At 53.7% G+C, this 15,543-nt stretch carries 18 protein-coding genes; 3 read left to right on the top strand and 15 right to left on the bottom strand.

The window, feature by feature from the left end:
• Window positions 1-13: 13 nt before the first annotated feature.
• The 8 genes from fusA to fkpA all read right to left on the bottom strand — a co-directional run bounded on the left by fusA (window position 14) and on the right by fkpA (window position 6,039).
• On the bottom strand, window positions 14-2,128 hold the full coding sequence (gene fusA / locus M4I31_RS01965) for an elongation factor G (protein ID WP_038634754.1): 2,115 nt from the start codon (window positions 2,126-2,128) through the stop codon (window positions 14-16).
• Window positions 2,129-2,224: 96 nt separating this feature from the next.
• Window positions 2,225-2,695 carry a 30S ribosomal protein S7 gene (rpsG, locus tag M4I31_RS01960; RefSeq protein ID WP_003023657.1) on the bottom strand — a complete coding sequence of 157 codons (471 nt, stop codon included), beginning with the start codon at window positions 2,693-2,695 and terminating at the stop codon, window positions 2,225-2,227.
• Between the two features lie 95 nt (window positions 2,696-2,790).
• Window positions 2,791-3,165, bottom strand: a complete 375-nt coding sequence (gene rpsL, locus M4I31_RS01955) for a 30S ribosomal protein S12 (RefSeq protein WP_003023654.1) — start codon at window positions 3,163-3,165, stop codon at window positions 2,791-2,793.
• 125 nt (window positions 3,166-3,290) lie between these two features.
• Window positions 3,291-3,578 (bottom strand): sulfurtransferase complex subunit TusB, encoded by a 288-nt coding sequence (tusB, locus tag M4I31_RS01950; protein WP_038634759.1) that lies wholly within the window; start codon window positions 3,576-3,578, stop codon window positions 3,291-3,293.
• Between the two features lie 7 nt (window positions 3,579-3,585).
• The gene (gene tusC, locus M4I31_RS01945) at window positions 3,586-3,945 is read right to left on the bottom strand and encodes a sulfurtransferase complex subunit TusC (protein ID WP_038634761.1); all 360 of its coding nucleotides are present in this window, start codon (window positions 3,943-3,945) and stop codon (window positions 3,586-3,588) included.
• Window positions 3,945-4,331: a sulfurtransferase complex subunit TusD gene (tusD, locus tag M4I31_RS01940; protein WP_085048982.1), complete on the bottom strand. Its 387-nt coding sequence runs from the start codon at window positions 4,329-4,331 to the stop codon at window positions 3,945-3,947. Before tusD ends, tusC begins: the two co-directional genes overlap by 1 nt.
• Window positions 4,331-5,053 (bottom strand): transcriptional regulator, encoded by a 723-nt coding sequence (locus M4I31_RS01935; protein WP_003023643.1) that lies wholly within the window; start codon window positions 5,051-5,053, stop codon window positions 4,331-4,333. The genes tusD and M4I31_RS01935 overlap by 1 nt, the downstream gene beginning before the upstream one ends.
• Before the next feature lie 167 nt (window positions 5,054-5,220).
• Complete coding sequence (fkpA, locus tag M4I31_RS01930; protein ID WP_085048983.1) at window positions 5,221-6,039, bottom strand: FKBP-type peptidyl-prolyl cis-trans isomerase; 819 nt, start codon at window positions 6,037-6,039, stop codon at window positions 5,221-5,223.
• A gap of 232 nt (window positions 6,040-6,271) precedes the next feature.
• Here fkpA and M4I31_RS01925 point away from each other — a divergent pair, with 232 nt between their 5' ends.
• The gene (locus M4I31_RS01925; protein ID WP_038634770.1) at window positions 6,272-6,490 is read left to right on the top strand and encodes a protein SlyX; all 219 of its coding nucleotides are present in this window, start codon (window positions 6,272-6,274) and stop codon (window positions 6,488-6,490) included.
• Between the two features lie 197 nt (window positions 6,491-6,687).
• On the opposite strand, the gene slyD is transcribed toward M4I31_RS01925, so the two are convergent.
• The 4 genes from slyD to kefG form a co-directional block, all read right to left on the bottom strand.
• Window positions 6,688-7,290, bottom strand: a complete 603-nt coding sequence (gene slyD / locus M4I31_RS01920; RefSeq protein WP_006687368.1) for a peptidylprolyl isomerase — start codon at window positions 7,288-7,290, stop codon at window positions 6,688-6,690.
• Between the two features lie 94 nt (window positions 7,291-7,384).
• Window positions 7,385-7,585, bottom strand: coding sequence for a YheV family putative zinc ribbon protein (locus tag M4I31_RS01915; protein ID WP_016154768.1), 201 nt, complete (start codon window positions 7,583-7,585; stop codon window positions 7,385-7,387).
• A gap of 8 nt (window positions 7,586-7,593) precedes the next feature.
• Window positions 7,594-9,399, bottom strand: coding sequence for a glutathione-regulated potassium-efflux system protein KefB (kefB, locus tag M4I31_RS01910; protein ID WP_038634774.1), 1,806 nt, complete (start codon window positions 9,397-9,399; stop codon window positions 7,594-7,596).
• The gene (kefG, locus tag M4I31_RS01905; RefSeq protein WP_003023629.1) at window positions 9,399-9,950 is read right to left on the bottom strand and encodes a glutathione-regulated potassium-efflux system ancillary protein KefG; all 552 of its coding nucleotides are present in this window, start codon (window positions 9,948-9,950) and stop codon (window positions 9,399-9,401) included. Before kefG ends, kefB begins: the two co-directional genes overlap by 1 nt.
• 132 nt (window positions 9,951-10,082) lie before the next feature.
• On the opposite strand from kefG, the gene M4I31_RS01900 reads away from it, so the two are divergent.
• A complete protein-coding gene (locus M4I31_RS01900) occupies window positions 10,083-11,984 on the top strand; it encodes an ABC transporter ATP-binding protein (protein WP_085048984.1) in 1,902 nt (633 codons plus the stop codon).
• Window positions 11,985-12,000: 16 nt separating this feature from the next.
• A complete protein-coding gene (locus M4I31_RS01895; RefSeq protein WP_069323833.1) occupies window positions 12,001-12,933 on the top strand; it encodes a LysR family transcriptional regulator in 933 nt (310 codons plus the stop codon).
• 90 nt (window positions 12,934-13,023) lie between these two features.
• Here M4I31_RS01895 and mdcH read toward each other — a convergent pair whose 3' ends face one another.
• The 3 genes from mdcH to M4I31_RS01880 are packed head-to-tail and all read right to left on the bottom strand — an operon-like array spanning window position 13,024 to window position 15,500.
• A complete protein-coding gene (gene mdcH, locus M4I31_RS01890) occupies window positions 13,024-13,920 on the bottom strand; it encodes a malonate decarboxylase subunit epsilon (RefSeq protein WP_085048985.1) in 897 nt (298 codons plus the stop codon).
• Window positions 13,917-14,537 (bottom strand): malonate decarboxylase holo-ACP synthase, encoded by a 621-nt coding sequence (locus M4I31_RS01885; protein ID WP_085048986.1) that lies wholly within the window; start codon window positions 14,535-14,537, stop codon window positions 13,917-13,919. The genes mdcH and M4I31_RS01885 overlap by 4 nt, the downstream gene beginning before the upstream one ends.
• A 3-nt stretch (window positions 14,538-14,540) precedes the next feature.
• Window positions 14,541-15,500 (bottom strand): AEC family transporter, encoded by a 960-nt coding sequence (locus tag M4I31_RS01880; protein ID WP_065356474.1) that lies wholly within the window; start codon window positions 15,498-15,500, stop codon window positions 14,541-14,543.
• Between the last annotated feature and the right edge of the window lie 43 nt (window positions 15,501-15,543).

The following is a 15,543-nucleotide window of genomic DNA, read 5'->3' as shown; positions in this document are numbered from 1 at the left end:
TTAATCCTGTGGCTTATTTACCACGGGCTTCAATAACGGCCTGAGCAACGTTGTTCGGCGCATCGTCGTACTTCAGGAACTCCATGGAGTAAGAAGCACGGCCTTTGGTCAGAGAACGCAGCTGGGTTGCATATCCGAACATTTCAGACAGCGGAACTTCAGCATGGATAACAACGCCAGTGACGTTGGATTCCTGACCACGAAGCATACCACGACGGCGGCTCAAGTCACCGATAACGTCACCGGTGTTCTCTTCCGGAGTCTCTACTTCAACCTTCATGATAGGCTCAAGCAGAACTGGTTTCGCTTTCTTAAAGCCATCTTTGAAGGCGATAGAAGCGGCCAGTTTAAACGCCAGCTCAGAGGAGTCAACGTCATGGTAAGAACCGAAGTGCAGACGCACGCCCAGATCAACAACCGGGTAACCAGCCAGCGGGCCAGATTTCAGCTGTTCCTGGATGCCTTTATCAACGGCCGGGATGTATTCGCCAGGAATTACACCACCTTTGATGTCGTTGATGAACTCGTAGCCTTTCGGGTTTGAACCCGGCTCCAGCGGGTACATGTCGATAACAACATGACCGTACTGACCGCGACCACCAGACTGCTTAGCGTGTTTACCTTCGATATCGGTAACTTTCGCGCGAATCGCTTCGCGGTAAGCAACCTGAGGTTTACCGACGTTCGCTTCAACGTTGAATTCACGCTTCATACGGTCAACGATGATGTCGAGGTGCAGCTCACCCATACCAGCGATAATAGTCTGGTTAGATTCTTCGTCAGTCCATACGCGGAAAGACGGGTCTTCTTTAGCCAGACGGCCCAGAGCCAGACCCATTTTTTCCTGGTCAGCTTTGGTTTTCGGTTCTACCGCGATGGAGATTACCGGCTCAGGGAATTCCATACGTTCCAGAATGATCGGGTGATCCGGGTCACACAGAGTGTCACCAGTGGTCACGTCTTTCAGACCGATTGCAGCAGCGATATCGCCCGCGCGAACTTCTTTGATCTCTTCACGTTTGTTGGCGTGCATCTGAACGATACGGCCAAAACGCTCACGTGCAGTTTTCACGGAGTTCAGGATGGTGTCACCGGAGTTAACCACACCAGAGTACACACGGAAGAAGGTCAGGTTACCCACGAACGGGTCGGTAGCGATTTTGAATGCCAGAGCAGCAAACGGCTCATCATCGCTAGCGTGACGCTCAGCCGGAGTATCTTTACCGTCGTCCAGAATACCGTTGATCGCAGGTACGTCGACTGGGGATGGCAGGTAATCAATTACCGCATCCAGCATCGCCTGAACACCTTTGTTCTTAAACGCAGAACCACAGGTTACCAGGATGATTTCGTTGTTCAGAACGCGCTGACGCAGAGCTTTTTTGATCTCTTCTTCAGTCAGTTCTTCACCACCCAGGTATTTCTCCATCAGCTCTTCTGAAGCTTCCGCTGCGGACTCGATCAGGTTCTGGTGCCATTCGTCAGCCAGTTCCTGCATGTCAGCCGGGATATCTTCATAAGTGAAGGTTACGCCTGCATCTTCTTCGTTCCAGTTGATGGCTTTCATTTTCACCAGGTCAACAACACCGGTGAACGCTTCTTCAGCGCCAATCGCCAGCTGCAGCGGAACAGGGTTCGCGCCCAGACGGGTTTTGATCTGACCAACAACTTTCAGGAAGTTCGCACCCATACGGTCCATTTTGTTAACGAACGCAATGCGCGGAACTTTATATTTGTTTGCCTGACGCCATACGGTTTCAGACTGAGGCTGAACACCACCAACTGCGCAGTAAACCATTACTGCACCATCAAGCACACGCATGGAACGTTCTACTTCGATAGTGAAGTCAACGTGCCCCGGGGTGTCGATGATGTTTACGCGATGCGGTTCATACTGCTTAGCCATACCAGACCAGAATGCAGTAGTCGCTGCGGAGGTGATAGTAATACCACGCTCCTGCTCCTGCTCCATCCAGTCCATGGTGGCTGCGCCGTCATGAACTTCACCGATTTTATGGTTTACACCGGTGTAGAACAGAATACGTTCGGTAGTAGTGGTTTTACCGGCGTCGATGTGCGCACTGATACCGATGTTACGGTAGCGCGCGATGGGTGTTGTACGAGCCATTTGATTCCTCGTTTATCTTTTAGGCGTTCAATTTAAGTAGCCCAAAGCGGGCTGCTTACTGGAAGCGCCCGCCTGGTGACTAAAACTCCGAAGGGATTACCAACGGTAGTGTGCGAACGCCTTGTTGGCTTCTGCCATACGGTGAACGTCTTCACGTTTCTTAACTGCAGTACCTTTGTTTTCTGCAGCATCAGAAAGTTCGTTCGCCAGGCGCAGAGCCATGGATTTATCACCGCGTTTACGAGCAGCTTCAACGATCCAACGCATTGCCAGGGCATTACGACGGACCGGACGGACTTCAACTGGTACCTGATAAGTAGAACCACCAACGCGGCGAGACTTAACTTCGACAGTCGGGCGCACGTTTTCGAGAGCTACTTCGAAAGCTTCCAGTTCGTTTTTACCAGAACGCTGAGCCAGGGTCTCCAGCGCGCTGTATACGATAGTTTCGGCAGTAGATTTTTTACCATCTACCATCAGGATATTTACAAATTTAGCCAGCAGTTCTGATCCGAACTTCGGATCCGGCAGAATTTTACGCTGACCAATGACGCGACGACGTGGCATGGAAATACTCCGTTGTTAATTCAGGATTGTCCAAAACTCTAAGAGTTTAGTTTGACATTAATATAAAACGTTTGGCCTTACTTAACGGAGAACCATTAAGCCTTAGGACGTTTCACGCCATACTTGGAGCGTGATTGCTTACGGTCTTTAACGCCGGAGCAGTCAAGCGCACCACGAACGGTGTGGTAACGAACACCCGGGAGGTCTTTTACACGACCGCCACGGATCAGGATCACGGAGTGCTCCTGCAGGTTGTGACCTTCACCACCGATGTAGGAAGTCACTTCAAAACCGTTAGTCAGACGAACACGGCAAACTTTACGCAGTGCGGAGTTCGGTTTTTTAGGGGTGGTAGTATATACACGAGTACATACGCCACGTTTCTGCGGGCATGCTTCCAGCGCAGGCACGTTGCTTTTTGCAACTTTGCGTGCACGTGGTTTGCGTACCAGCTGGTTAACTGTTGCCATTAAATAGCTCCTGGTTTTAGCTTTTGCTTCGTAAACACGTAATAAAACGACCTCATACAATATGAGGACGCAGAATTTTAGGTCGGTGTCGAAAAGGTGTCAAGAAATATACAACGATCCCGCAATTACCAGGACATCTGGTTGGGATGCTTCACCGTAAGTCTGACGAAGTCAGTATAGCTAACCCTGACGACACTGTCTGAAATTTGACCATCTAACCCGCGAGCTTTAATGTCTTCTTCCAGTACAGAGACCTTAATGGAGGCATTTTGCAGACTTTCAAGGAAACGGCTTCCTTCTATTGCGGCAGTCACGCCATCCTGGAGCAGTAAAAGCTCATCGTCTTTTTCAATCAAGCGAAGAAGAGAGGAGAAATCAGTAAGCCACGCGGAGCGGTGTAGTGTGTGCAGCATGAGAGTCTCAAAACCTTAAAATGACGTCATAATTGCCTAGCTCACGGCGCAAATCTTCAGGTTCCAACGGCGTGGCATCAACCACAAAATTGACACCCTGCTGAAGACCCCGCTCACGTAATGAGGCGGCACAAAGCCAACATTGATCGATATCGTACAACTCCAACAGCTTAAACGTTGCGATATAGTTGCGAGCCAGAACGACATCCGGTTGTTGACCCTGGAGGATCTGGAACACGCCATCGCCGATAAAAAACACGCCGAGACCTTCCGTTAGCGCAGATGTCGCCAGTAAGGCATCTAACCCTTCACGGCCGGATGCGCTGCCGTGCGGCACGGTAGAAAAGACAAAAGCAACCCGTTTCATTAAAACTGCACCACGCGCTCGCAGGTCAGGGACGCCTCAGCCAGCGAACCCAGCCCGCTGAGATTGAAACCTGATTGTAAATTAGCACCTGCCAGCCCAAGCCGCTTTGCTTCAGCTTCATCAACAACGCCGCGGCGCAACGCCGCTGCAACGCAAATATTTAGCGTCACGCCATGTTGTTGGTTCAGCTGTTGCCAGGCTCGTACCAGATCATACTCATCGCTGGCGGGCGAAGTCAGGAAGTTGGCGTTATACACCCCTTCACGATAGAAAAATACGCTGCTTAACTCATGCCCTTCCTTGAGTAGCGCGTGGGCAAATTGCAACGCGCTACTCGCCTGCTGTGTACCATAAGCAGGTCCCGTCACCATGATGGTAAAGCGCATTACTTGTCTTGCCCCTGGAAATCGCCGCTTTTGAACTGGCGAATATAGAGGTAGACCGTGTGCTTGGAGATATTCAGCCGATCGGCGACCTGGTTAATCGCATCTTTAATATCGAAGATACCTTTCTCATACAGATTCAGGACAATCTGGCGGTTTTTCGCATTGTTGGATACATTGCGATCGGCATTCACTTCTTCGATCGTGAATTCCAGCGTCTGGGTGACCAGATCTTCGACTGAAGAAGCAAAGTTCACGGCAGAGCCCACTTCCGGGGTTTCCGGTGGGATAAAGGTATTCATTATCTGCGAGAATGGCACATCGAGGTTCATGTTGATGCACAGCAGACCAATCACGCGATGCTCTCGGTTACGAATGGCAATCGTCACCGACTTCATCAAGACACCGCTTTTCGCACGTGTGAAGTAACACTTCGACACGCTGCTATCCGCACCCGTCATATCATGCAGCATACGCAAAGCAAGGTCGGTTATCGGTGAGCCAATTTTACGGCCCGTGTGTTCACCGTTCGCAATGCGGATAGCTGAGCATTTCAAATCCTGCAAAGAGTGCAATACGATTTCACAATGGGAACCAATGAGCATCGCCAACCCGTCCACTACCGCTTCATAGGATTTAAGGATATCGAAGTCAGTTTGATCGAAAGGACGTTGATCCAGTAAATCTAGCTCACTGGTTTCGTTGGTTAAAAGCGACCTGGACATGAAAAAAAGCACTCCTTTTCAGGAGCCTGTCGTTATGTTGTCAGGGCAGGCTCATCACTATTATAGGGGCATCTAAAGTAATACAGCGCACAAGGCGCTTTCCAGTATTAATTATATCCTGTCGATAATAAAAAACCGCCGCCCTGTGGGCGGCGGTTACTGTTCGCTTACTTTTTGCTGCTATCTGCAGCTTTATCGGCCGGTGCAGCATCTGGCTGCGCCTCGGCTTTCGGCGCCGGTTTGATGTCTAACAGTTCAACATCAAAGACCAGCGTAGAGTTGGCCGGAATACCCGGAACCCCGGTTTTGCCGTAAGCCAGATCCGGTGGGATAACCAACTGAATTTTACCGTCTTTCTTGATGTTTTTCAGACCTTCAGTCCAGCCTGGGATAACACCATCAAGACGGAAAGAGAGCGGCTCGCCACGGGTGTAGGAGTTGTCAAACTCTTTACCATCAATCAGCGTACCTTTGTAGTTTACAACCACAGTATCGCTGTCTTTCGGCGCAGCGCCGGTACCTTCTTTCTCTACTTTGTAGATCAAGCCGGTGGAAGAGGTTTTAACGCCTTTCTCTTTAGCAAATTTCTCGCGGTAAACTTTACCTTTGGCTTCATTGTCAGCCGCGTCTTTTTCCATTTTCGCCTGAGCGGAGCTCTTCACGCGCGCTTCAAACGCCTGCAGAGTTTGTTCGATTTCCTGGTCAGAGAGCTTGCTCTTGTCAGCAAACGCATCCTGAACGCCAGCGATCAGCTGATCTTTATCCAGTTTGATGCCCAGCTTTTCCTGCTCTTTCAGGGAGTTTTCCATATAACGACCCAGTGACGCGCCCAGCGCGTAAGCGGATTTTTGGTCGTCATTCTTGAATGCTGCTTTGCTGTCAGCAGTAGCGGCTGGTTTCGCAGCATCAGCAGCGAAGGTGATCGGGGCATGCAGAGCAACAGCCATTGTGGTCGCCAGCAGCGTTACTTTAAACAGTGATTTCATCCATATCTCCAGGGCCGGGGCATCTCACCCCAGGGTTATCTAACATAAAAATGTACTATAAAGCGTTGCAGAACAAATCAACATACAGGCACGCCCTATTATCACCACTTTTCAGACTCTTTTTGTTTAAATTAGTTTCGTTGCCGAAGATTGAATGCTGTGCAAACAGGCAAAGTTAAGTAGAATTCGCCGCAGTCCGCGATCTGCCGGAGAAAAAAGAAAGAGGTGAATCATGCAGGATACAACATTGGAAACTCGCCTGGCCGAGCTGGAAAGCCGCCTGGCATTTCAGGAAATCACCATTGAAGAGCTCAACGTGACGGTAACTGCGCATGAACTGGAAATGGCTAAACTACGCGATCATCTGCGTCTGCTGACTGAGAAGCTGAAAGCCACGCAGCCGTCCCACATCGCGTCGCAGTCCGAAGAGACCCCACCGCCGCATTATTAAGACGTAAAAAAAGCGGGGATATCCCGCTTTTTTGTGCCCGATGGCGCGAACGCTTCGCAGGCCTACTCACATATACCCAAAGGATTTCAAATCACAGCAAGGCGGCAAGCTTGAGGAAGTCCCGGGAGCATAGATAACTATGTGACCGGGATTTGAAAGCGCAGCCAACACCGCTGTGGGTTGAAAGACGAAGGGTATTAGTGGCAACCGCAGCCGCCGTTACCTTTACCGCCACCGCCGCAGCAGCCTTCGCCACCGTGCTCGTGACCATGGTCGTGGCCGTGACCACCGCAGCAACCATCGTGACCGTGGTCATGATCGTGGTCGTGACCGTGCGCGCCGTGAACGTGACCATGAGCCAGTTCTTCTTCGGTCGCTTCACGAATCGCTACAACTTCTACGTTGAATTTCAGGTTCTGGCCAGCCAGCATGTGGTTACCGTCAACCACAACGTGGTCGTCTTCCACTTCGGTAATTTCTACCGGTACTGGACCCTGGTCAGTTTCAGCCAGGAAACGCATGCCAACCTGCAGTTCGTCAACGCCCATGAAGACGTCTTTAGGAACGCGCTGCACCAGGTTTTCGTCGTACTGACCGTAAGCGTCGTTTGCGCCAACAGCAACGTCGAATTTGTCGCCAACTTCATGACCGTCCAGCGCTGTTTCCAGGCCAGAAATCAGGGAACCGTGACCATGCAGGTAGTCCAGCGGTGCACTCACCGGAGACTCATCAACCAATACACCGTCTTCTGTACGTACCTGATAGGCCAGGCTGACCACCAGGTCCTTTGCTACTTTCATGATATCTCCTGAGCATGGAAAGAATAGTGGCGCAGATTGTAGCGGAATTCTGCACCCGTGTACCCTCTAGCTTAAAAAAAGCTGCGCCATATCGCTAGTCCGGATGAAAAATCCCGATCACTTGCTCTTCTTTGCGAACATGTTCGCGCGCCTCTTTATCGGCTTCCCGCATCTGATGCCCGCACTTAACACACTCAACAATATCGATATTATTTTCGCGCCACATCGCCAGCGTATCCTGCGCCTGGCAGGACGGACATTTTGCGCCTGCAATAAAACGTTTACGAATTGCCATGATTACCTCTACTCAAATTCATCCCAGCCATCCAGCTGACGCCGCTCTTGCTGCATCTCACGTTGGAAAATTTCCTCCAGTTCACGCCGGGCTTCCCTGGCTCGCGAGATTTGTACCGTGTCTGTATGCATGGGAATCAGTTCCCGCAACATGCGCATATCGAGCCGCCGAAAATGCAGCTGAGCGCGCTGAGCCTGGTGCGGATGCATCCCCAACGTGACCAGCGTTTTACGCCCCAACTCCAGCGCACTGGAGAACGTTTCGCGGGAAAACTGCGTCACCCCGGCCTGTAATAACTCATGCGCCTCTACACGTCCGCGCGCTCGCGCAAGAATATGCAAATGCGGAAAGTATTGTTGGCAAAGCTCCACCAGTTTCATGGTGTCTTCGGGTTCATTACAGGTAATGACGATGGATTGCGCCGCCTCTGCCCCCGCAGAACGCAACAGATCCACTTGGGTGGCATCTCCGTAATAGACCTTATAACCATATTTGCGCATCAGATTCACAGCGCTGATATCTCGCTCCAGGACGGTAATACGCATTTTATTGGCCATCAGTAAGCGACCAATAACCTGACCAAAGCGTCCAAACCCCACGACAATGACCTGCGGTTTATCATCCTCCACCCAGGGTTTTTCATCTTCTTCATCCGGGCCATTAAACTGGCGGGAGAGCCATTTATCAATCAGCTTCATCACCAGCGGCGTGGTCATCATCGACAACGTGACGGTCACCAGCAGTAGCGCCATTTGATCGCCCTGAAACAATCGTTGCGAGGATGCCGTTGAAAACAGCACGAAAGCGAATTCACCGCCCTGGCTTAACACGCCGGCAAACTGCATTCGTTCAGAGCTTCTCATGCCGTTCAGTCGTGCCAGCACATACAACACCAGCATCTTCACGACCACCAGCACGATTACGCTCGCCGCTACCCACAGAATATGGGTATAGAGCACGCCGAGATTGAGCGACATGCCGACGGAGATAAAAAACAGTCCGAGCAACAGGCCCTTAAAGGGATCGATTGCCGTTTCCAACTCATGGCGGTATTCGCTTTCCGCCAGCAGCACGCCCGCGATAAACGTTCCCAGCGCCATCGACAATCCCAGCGCATCCATAAATAGCGCGGAACCCAGTACCAGCAGCAGCGTAGCGGCGGTGAACACTTCCCGCACGCCAGAACCCGCAATGAAGCGGAAAACAGGGCGCAGCAAATAGCGTCCGCCAATCAACATGCCGGCGAAAGCCAACACCTTCATGCCCACTTTGATCCAGTCAAAATGTTCATCGGCAGACCCCGCCAGCAGTGGAACCAGCGCCAGTGCGGGGATTACGGCCAAATCCTGGAACAGCAGCACCGAAAAACCCAGTTGCCCGGATTCGCTGCGGTTCATGCCTTTTTCGCGCATCAACTGTAGCGCCATGGCGGTCGATGACATCGCCAGACCAATGCCGCCGACCACTGCCGCTTGCCAGGAGAATGCGGTAAGCATCAGCAAACCAGCCAGTACCACTGCGCTCAACATCACCTGCGCGGCACCGACGCCAAAAATTGAACGCCGCAATTGCCATAACTTGGCCGGGTTAAGTTCCAGCCCAATGATGAACATCAAAAAGACGACGCCCAGTTCGGAAAAGTGCAGGATTTCATCTACATCGCTAATGAATCCTAATCCCCACGGACCGATAGCGATCCCCGCCAGCAAGTATCCTAATACCGGGCCAATACCCAGCCGCGATGCCAGCGGCACCGCAGCGACCGCCGCGAAGAGGAACAACACTCCCGCGGTCAATAAATCAGAACCTTCCATCAGCGGCCTCCCACAGGAATCGGATTCGCCAGCCAGTCACCGTACGCTTTAGCATGGCTGTCCAGCTCCTGCTTCGTTTGCCGCCTTGCCCAGTAAACGATGATTGGGCTCATCCAGTGCATGCGGCACATACCGGCCGTTAGCTCAAAAGGGCGCAGTACATCGCTCATCGGATAACGGTTCAGCGCGTCATAACGGTACGCGCTTTCCGGTTCACCGGTGGTGATGACGCTTCGCCAGTACTTTCCCGCCAGTTGATTCCCTCCGGGACCGCTGGCAAATCCGCGGCTCAGTACACGGTCAAGCCACTCCTTTAACAGCGCCGGGCAGCTATAGGTGTAGAGAGGATGCTGAAAAACAATCACATCATGCTCACGCAACAGCGCCTGCTCATGCGGAATGTCGATGAAAAAATCAGGATAGTGCGCGTAAAGATCGTGCACGGTCACATTACTGAGTTGCATGGCCGGTTTAAGCAGAACCCGGTTCGCGACCGAGTCCTGAGATTCCGGATGGGCATACAGCAGCAACACTTTCGCTGGCTGGAACATCATCCCCCTCCCGGTTTTGTCTTTTGTCTATTTTCGACGTTTTGGGCTACCATGGCGCCTCAGTGCGGCAAACAGCCCACACATTACATTATCATAATGATAAATTAACATAGTCTGAACATACGGCGCCTTATGATTGTTTTCTCATCGTTACAAATTCGTCGCGGCGTGCGCGTCTTGCTGGACAATGCCACGGCCACCATTAATCCAGGGCAGAAAGTTGGCCTGGTGGGCAAAAATGGCTGCGGTAAATCTACTCTGCTGGCATTGCTGAAAAATGAACTCAGCGCTGACGCCGGAGGATTTACCTATCCGGGAAACTGGCAGCTCGCCTGGGTGAATCAGGAAACGCCAGCGTTGCCACAGCCCGCGCTGGAGTACGTGATTGACGGCGACCGCGAGTATCGTCAACTGGAAGCGCAGTTGAACGATGCCAACGAACGTAACGATGGACACGCCATTGCCACCGTCCATGGCAAGCTGGATGCCATTGACGCCTGGACCGTACGCTCACGCGCGGCAAGCCTGCTGCATGGCCTCGGCTTCTCCAATGAACAGCTTGAACGTCCGGTCAGCGATTTTTCCGGCGGCTGGCGTATGCGTCTTAACCTGGCGCAGGCGCTGATTTGCCGTTCAGACCTGCTGCTGCTTGATGAACCGACCAACCACCTCGATCTTGACGCGGTGATCTGGCTGGAAAGATGGCTGAAAAGCTATCAGGGCACGCTGATTCTGATTTCCCATGACCGCGACTTCCTCGACCCGGTGGTGGACAAAATTATTCATATCGAACAGCAAACCATGTTCGAGTACACCGGCAACTACAGCGCGTTTGAAATCCAGCGCGCCACCCGCCTCGCGCAGCAACAGGCGATGTACGAAAGTCAGCAGGAGCGTGTGGCGCACCTGCAAAGCTATATCGATCGTTTCCGCGCTAAAGCAACCAAAGCAAAGCAAGCGCAGAGCCGTATCAAAATGCTGGAACGTATGGAGCTCATTGCCCCGGCGCACGTGGACAACCCGTTCCACTTCAGCTTCCGTCAACCGGAAAGCCTGCCAAACCCGCTATTGAAGATGGAAAAGGTCAGCGCCGGCTATGGCGATCGCGTCATTCTCGATTCGATCAAACTGAATCTGGTGCCGGGTTCACGCATTGGCCTGCTCGGTCGTAACGGTGCGGGTAAATCAACCCTGATTAAGCTGCTGGCGGGTGAACTGGCCCCCATCAGCGGTGAAATTGGTCTCGCCAAAGGCATTAAACTGGGTTACTTCGCGCAGCATCAGCTGGAGTTTTTACGTGCCGATGAATCGCCCATCCAACACCTGGCGCGCATGGCGCCGCAGGAACTGGAGCAGAAACTGCGCGACTACCTCGGCGGATTCGGCTTTCAGGGCGATAAAGTCAGCGAACAGACCGCCCGCTTCTCCGGTGGTGAAAAGGCACGTCTGGTGCTGGCATTGATCGTCTGGCAGCGCCCGAACCTGCTGCTGCTTGATGAACCGACTAACCACCTGGATTTGGATATGCGTCAGGCGCTGACCGAAGCGCTGATCGATTTCGAAGGCGCGCTGGTCGTGGTCTCGCACGACCGTCATCTGATTCGCTCCACTACCGACGACCTCTATCTGGTGCACGACAAGAAAGTCGAGCCGTTTGACGGCGATCTGGAAGATTATCAACAGTGGCTGAGCGATGTGCAGAAACAGGAAAACCAGAGCGACGAACCGGCGAAGGAGAGCGTGAATAGCGCCCAGGCGCGTAAGGATCAGAAGCGTCGCGAAGCTGAACTCCGCACCCTGACGCAGCCGCTGCGCAAAGAGATCACCCGTCTGGAAAAAGAGATGGAGAAACTACAGGCGCAGTTGGCGCAGGCGGAAGAGAAACTCGGTGATAGCGAACTCTACGATCAAAGTCGCAAAGCCGAACTCACTGCCTGTTTGCAGCAGCAAGCGAATGCAAAATCCGGGCTGGAAGAGTGTGAAATGGCCTGGCTGGATGCGCAGGAACAACTCGAACAGATGCTGGCCGACTAACGATAGGAAGACGATGATGAATCAGCTGACGACCAACGATATTACCTTCCGCAAGCTGAGCATCTTCATGACCTTTATGGAGAAGGGTAACATCGCCCGCACCGCCGAGGCGCTGAACATCAGCGGCGTTAGCGTTCACCGGGCGTTACACACGCTGGAAGAGAACGTTCGTTGCCCGCTGTTCGTTCACAAAGGGCGTAATCTTATCGCCCAGCCTGCAGCGTGGACGTTGCTGGAGTACTGCCAGGAAGTCACCCAATTGATGGAACGCGGGCTGGAAGAGGCGCGCAAAACGGCAGGCGTGGGTCAGGGCCGTTTACGCGTTGGCACGCTCTACTCACTGACGCTGGAGACGGTACCGCACCTGATTATGGGCATGAAGCTGCGCCGCCCGGATCTGGAGCTGGATCTCACCATGGGCTCCAACGAAGCGCTGCTGAAGATGCTGGAAGACGGCGTGCTGGACGCCATCCTCATCTCCATTTCCGAAAGCGAAATCGACCGCAACAGCCTCGAAGTGCTGCCCCTGTTCCACGACGATATCTACCTCGCCGCACCGATGTCAGCTACGCTGGACGCCACCATGAAGGCGGACCTGCGCCACTATCGCAATGAGAAATTTGTCTCGCTGGCGGAAGGATTTGCCACCTACGCCGGTTTTCAGGAAGCATTTCATATCGCCGGGTTTGAGCCTGAAATCGTTACCCGCGTAAACGACATCTTCTCCATGCTCAGTCTGGTACAGGCAGGGGTGGGTTTCTGTTTAATGCCGGGGCGAATGAAGAAAATGTATGAGAATACCGTGAAGCTGCAAAAACTGGCTGAACCCTATCAGATGCAGCAGCTTATCGCGATTGTCTTTGCCCGCAACCGCGAGCGCGACCCAAGCCTGTTAGCGCTGGCCGCCGAAGGGCGCATGTACGCCAGGACGCTGAACCAGAACGCCTGAATCGCCGGATGGCGACGCTTCGCGTCTTATCCGACCTACACCAGGTGCGAGCCGTAGGCCCGATAAGCGCAGCGCCATCGGGCAATCACATCACGCACGAAGGCGTTTCGCCAGATGCACGGCAACATCGACGCCGTTGCGCTCCAGAGAAATAGACTCCCCTTCCCACGCCGCCTGACGCGTTAAGCAGGTCAGTACGCCACCGGGCGGCATTTCAATCGCCAGCCGCGCTTCACGTTCGTTAGCGGAAATCACCGCCTCCTGCCAACGCACCGTGCGCGCCATATTCATCGCCAGATCGTCGGCAATGCGTTCCGGCTGCCACAGCACGCGTCCGGTACTGCCGCTCAGGTAGGCATAGCGCGGACGGGAAAGCGCCACGCGGCTGAACGCTTCCACCAGCTTTTGCGCGGGCTCGGCCAGCAGTTCACAGTGCGACGGCACGCTCACCGCCAGACGAGAAGCCTTACTGGCCCCTTTGGCCATCGCGCGTTTTGCCACTTCCGCCATCGCTTCATCGGTACCCGCAATCACAATCTGCGTTTCGGCATTCAGGTTGGCAATATAGGTTTCGCTGTCTGCCACCAGGCTTTCCACCTGACTTAACGTTAGCCCCATAATCGCCGTCAGGCCGTAACCATGTGGGTATGCTTGCTCCATTAAGTCACCGCGCAGCGCCACCAGCCGCAGCGCATCGCTAAATTCCAGTGCTCCCGCGATAACCGCTGCCGGATAAGCACCGATCGACAGTCCGCTCACGATATCAGGCGCGACACCACGACGTTCCAGCTCACGCGCCCAGGCAACGCCGGCAATCAGCAGAGACAGTTGAACGGCTCGGGTATGTTTCAACGCTTCAGGGCTATCCAGCGTATCCACCTCTGCGCCCAGCACTTCACGCGCCTGAGCGAGCTCCGCCCCCGGAAGGTTTTGCAGCATACCTTCGTGCTGTGTCCCTTGCCCCGGGAAGGTAAACAGAATTTTCATGACTCCTCCCTGCCCCACAGATCGCGCACCAGTTGCGGCCCCTGTGAGGTTTTTAACAGCGCTTTTCCATCACGCAGCCATTCATTGAGGGCAAAGCCGCCGCGCGGAGTATCCACTTGGGTATCCGCCCGGCACAGCCCGCCCGTCAGCTGCTGCTGCCACTTCTCCAGCGCTTGTCGGGAGAGCGGCTGAGGCGCGCGGATCAGCAGATCCAGATCGCTTGCCGCATGGATCACCGGGATCCCGGTCGCCAGCGCATAGCCGGTACTCCCGGTAATGCCCCACGTCCACGGCCACGACTGCTGGGCCAATAATAAAGCCACCTGAAGCGGCGGCTGAGAGATAAAGGGCGAACGCAGCAGCGTCTGCGGGTCCACCAGCGATTCCGGCGAGCAGACGCGAACGACCGCCTCCGCTTTCACCCAACCGGCGGCGCGCTGGTCGCGCTTCATCCCGCGGACGCCCACGGGAATACGCCCCTGCGCATCAACATCACGCCGCACGACCACCGGCAGACCGCTATGCCAGACGGTATCCACCCAGGATTCCGTGACATCCTCGAGCGCGTCGCGTGCGTTCAGCCAGATAAGATCGTGTGGACGTAATGTTGTGCTCATGATTTAGATTCCTGAAGTCAGCGAGATAAACAGCGGCAGCGACAGGATACACAGTACAGAGCTCAACAGCAGCACGGCTTCTGCATCTGGAGACTGCACGCCAAAGCGGTTACCGAACACCACGCCGAAGAAGCCCGCGGACAATGCAATCATCAGGATGGCAGTGATAGCCACGGAACCATGCAGGCCGAAAATCAGCACGATACCCCAGGCAATGGCCGGTTGAATCAGCAACTTAGCGATGGTGGAAGTAATCACCACGGTATTGATTTGCAGTTTACGCGCAGAGAGGATCACACCGGTCAGGAACAGCGCCGCCGCAGTAGCAGACAGACCCAGCGGTTTGATCGCCGCCAGCACCAGCTCCGGCATTTTAATACCAATGGCGGAAAGGATAACCCCCAACAGCGGGCCCATTACGATTGGCTTTTTAATCGAACGCCACATCAGTACTGGCAGCATAGAGAGCGTAGAGCCGGTGTTACCGCCTTCAGCACGCGCTTTTTCACGTTCGAGGATCAGCAGGCAGAACGGTGTCATCAGTACGGAACCGCAGGCGATGGAAACGGCAACGGAAAGCGAGGTGGAAGAGGTTTCACCCAGCACGCTACCCAGAATCGGCAGACCCAGCGCGGCATAGTTTGGCAACGCAACGGTCAGGGTCAGCACGGCGGCATCCTGTGGAGATTTCTTGAAAACTTTGGTCGCCATAAAGTAGATAGCGGCATAGGTAATCCACATCGCCAGCGTCAACACCACAATCAGCGGTGACTGAGCCACGATACCGGCCCACGGCGTTTGTACCGTGGCGCTAAACAGCGCTGCGGGTAACGCAAAGTCCATCACAAAGATGTTGAGCAGGGAGACATTTTTGTTGTCGACCATTTTGGCCTTCCCGGCCCAGAATCCCAGCAACATGATGACGAAAATCGGAGCAAGAGCATGAACAATTACGTAAGTCATATTTCACCTGTAATCTTAAAAGAAGTAGCACTGACGCGATGAT

The sequence above is a fragment of the Citrobacter sp. XT1-2-2 genome (assembly GCF_023516235.1).
In the GTDB taxonomy this organism is placed as follows: Bacteria; Pseudomonadota; Gammaproteobacteria; order Enterobacterales; family Enterobacteriaceae; genus Citrobacter; species Citrobacter werkmanii.
This window is presented reverse-complemented; position numbering and strand designations above follow the sequence as displayed.

Excerpts from the sequence above, each read along its gene's own strand:
- fusA (WP_038634754.1), bottom strand. The coding sequence starts at position 2,128 with ATGGCTCGTACAACACCCATCGCGCGCTACCGTAACATCGGTATCAGT.
- rpsG (WP_003023657.1), bottom strand. The coding sequence starts at position 2,695 with ATGCCACGTCGTCGCGTCATTGGTCAGCGTAAAATTCTGCCGGATCCG.
- rpsL (WP_003023654.1), bottom strand. The coding sequence starts at position 3,165 with ATGGCAACAGTTAACCAGCTGGTACGCAAACCACGTGCACGCAAAGTT.
- tusB (WP_038634759.1), bottom strand. The coding sequence starts at position 3,578 with ATGCTGCACACACTACACCGCTCCGCGTGGCTTACTGATTTCTCCTCT.
- tusC (WP_038634761.1), bottom strand. The coding sequence starts at position 3,945 with ATGAAACGGGTTGCTTTTGTCTTTTCTACCGTGCCGCACGGCAGCGCA.
- tusD (WP_085048982.1), bottom strand. The coding sequence starts at position 4,331 with ATGCGCTTTACCATCATGGTGACGGGACCTGCTTATGGTACACAGCAG.
- M4I31_RS01935 (WP_003023643.1), bottom strand. The coding sequence starts at position 5,053 with ATGTCCAGGTCGCTTTTAACCAACGAAACCAGTGAGCTAGATTTACTG.
- fkpA (WP_085048983.1), bottom strand. The coding sequence starts at position 6,039 with ATGAAATCACTGTTTAAAGTAACGCTGCTGGCGACCACAATGGCTGTT.
- M4I31_RS01925 (WP_038634770.1), top strand. The coding sequence starts at position 6,272 with ATGCAGGATACAACATTGGAAACTCGCCTGGCCGAGCTGGAAAGCCGC.
- slyD (WP_006687368.1), bottom strand. The coding sequence starts at position 7,290 with ATGAAAGTAGCAAAGGACCTGGTGGTCAGCCTGGCCTATCAGGTACGT.
- M4I31_RS01915 (WP_016154768.1), bottom strand. The coding sequence starts at position 7,585 with ATGGCAATTCGTAAACGTTTTATTGCAGGCGCAAAATGTCCGTCCTGC.
- kefB (WP_038634774.1), bottom strand. The coding sequence starts at position 9,399 with ATGGAAGGTTCTGATTTATTGACCGCGGGAGTGTTGTTCCTCTTCGCG.
- kefG (WP_003023629.1), bottom strand. The coding sequence starts at position 9,950 with ATGTTCCAGCCAGCGAAAGTGTTGCTGCTGTATGCCCATCCGGAATCT.
- M4I31_RS01900 (WP_085048984.1), top strand. The coding sequence starts at position 10,083 with ATGATTGTTTTCTCATCGTTACAAATTCGTCGCGGCGTGCGCGTCTTG.
- M4I31_RS01895 (WP_069323833.1), top strand. The coding sequence starts at position 12,001 with ATGAATCAGCTGACGACCAACGATATTACCTTCCGCAAGCTGAGCATC.
- mdcH (WP_085048985.1), bottom strand. The coding sequence starts at position 13,920 with ATGAAAATTCTGTTTACCTTCCCGGGGCAAGGGACACAGCACGAAGGT.
- M4I31_RS01885 (WP_085048986.1), bottom strand. The coding sequence starts at position 14,537 with ATGAGCACAACATTACGTCCACACGATCTTATCTGGCTGAACGCACGC.
- M4I31_RS01880 (WP_065356474.1), bottom strand. The coding sequence starts at position 15,500 with ATGACTTACGTAATTGTTCATGCTCTTGCTCCGATTTTCGTCATCATG.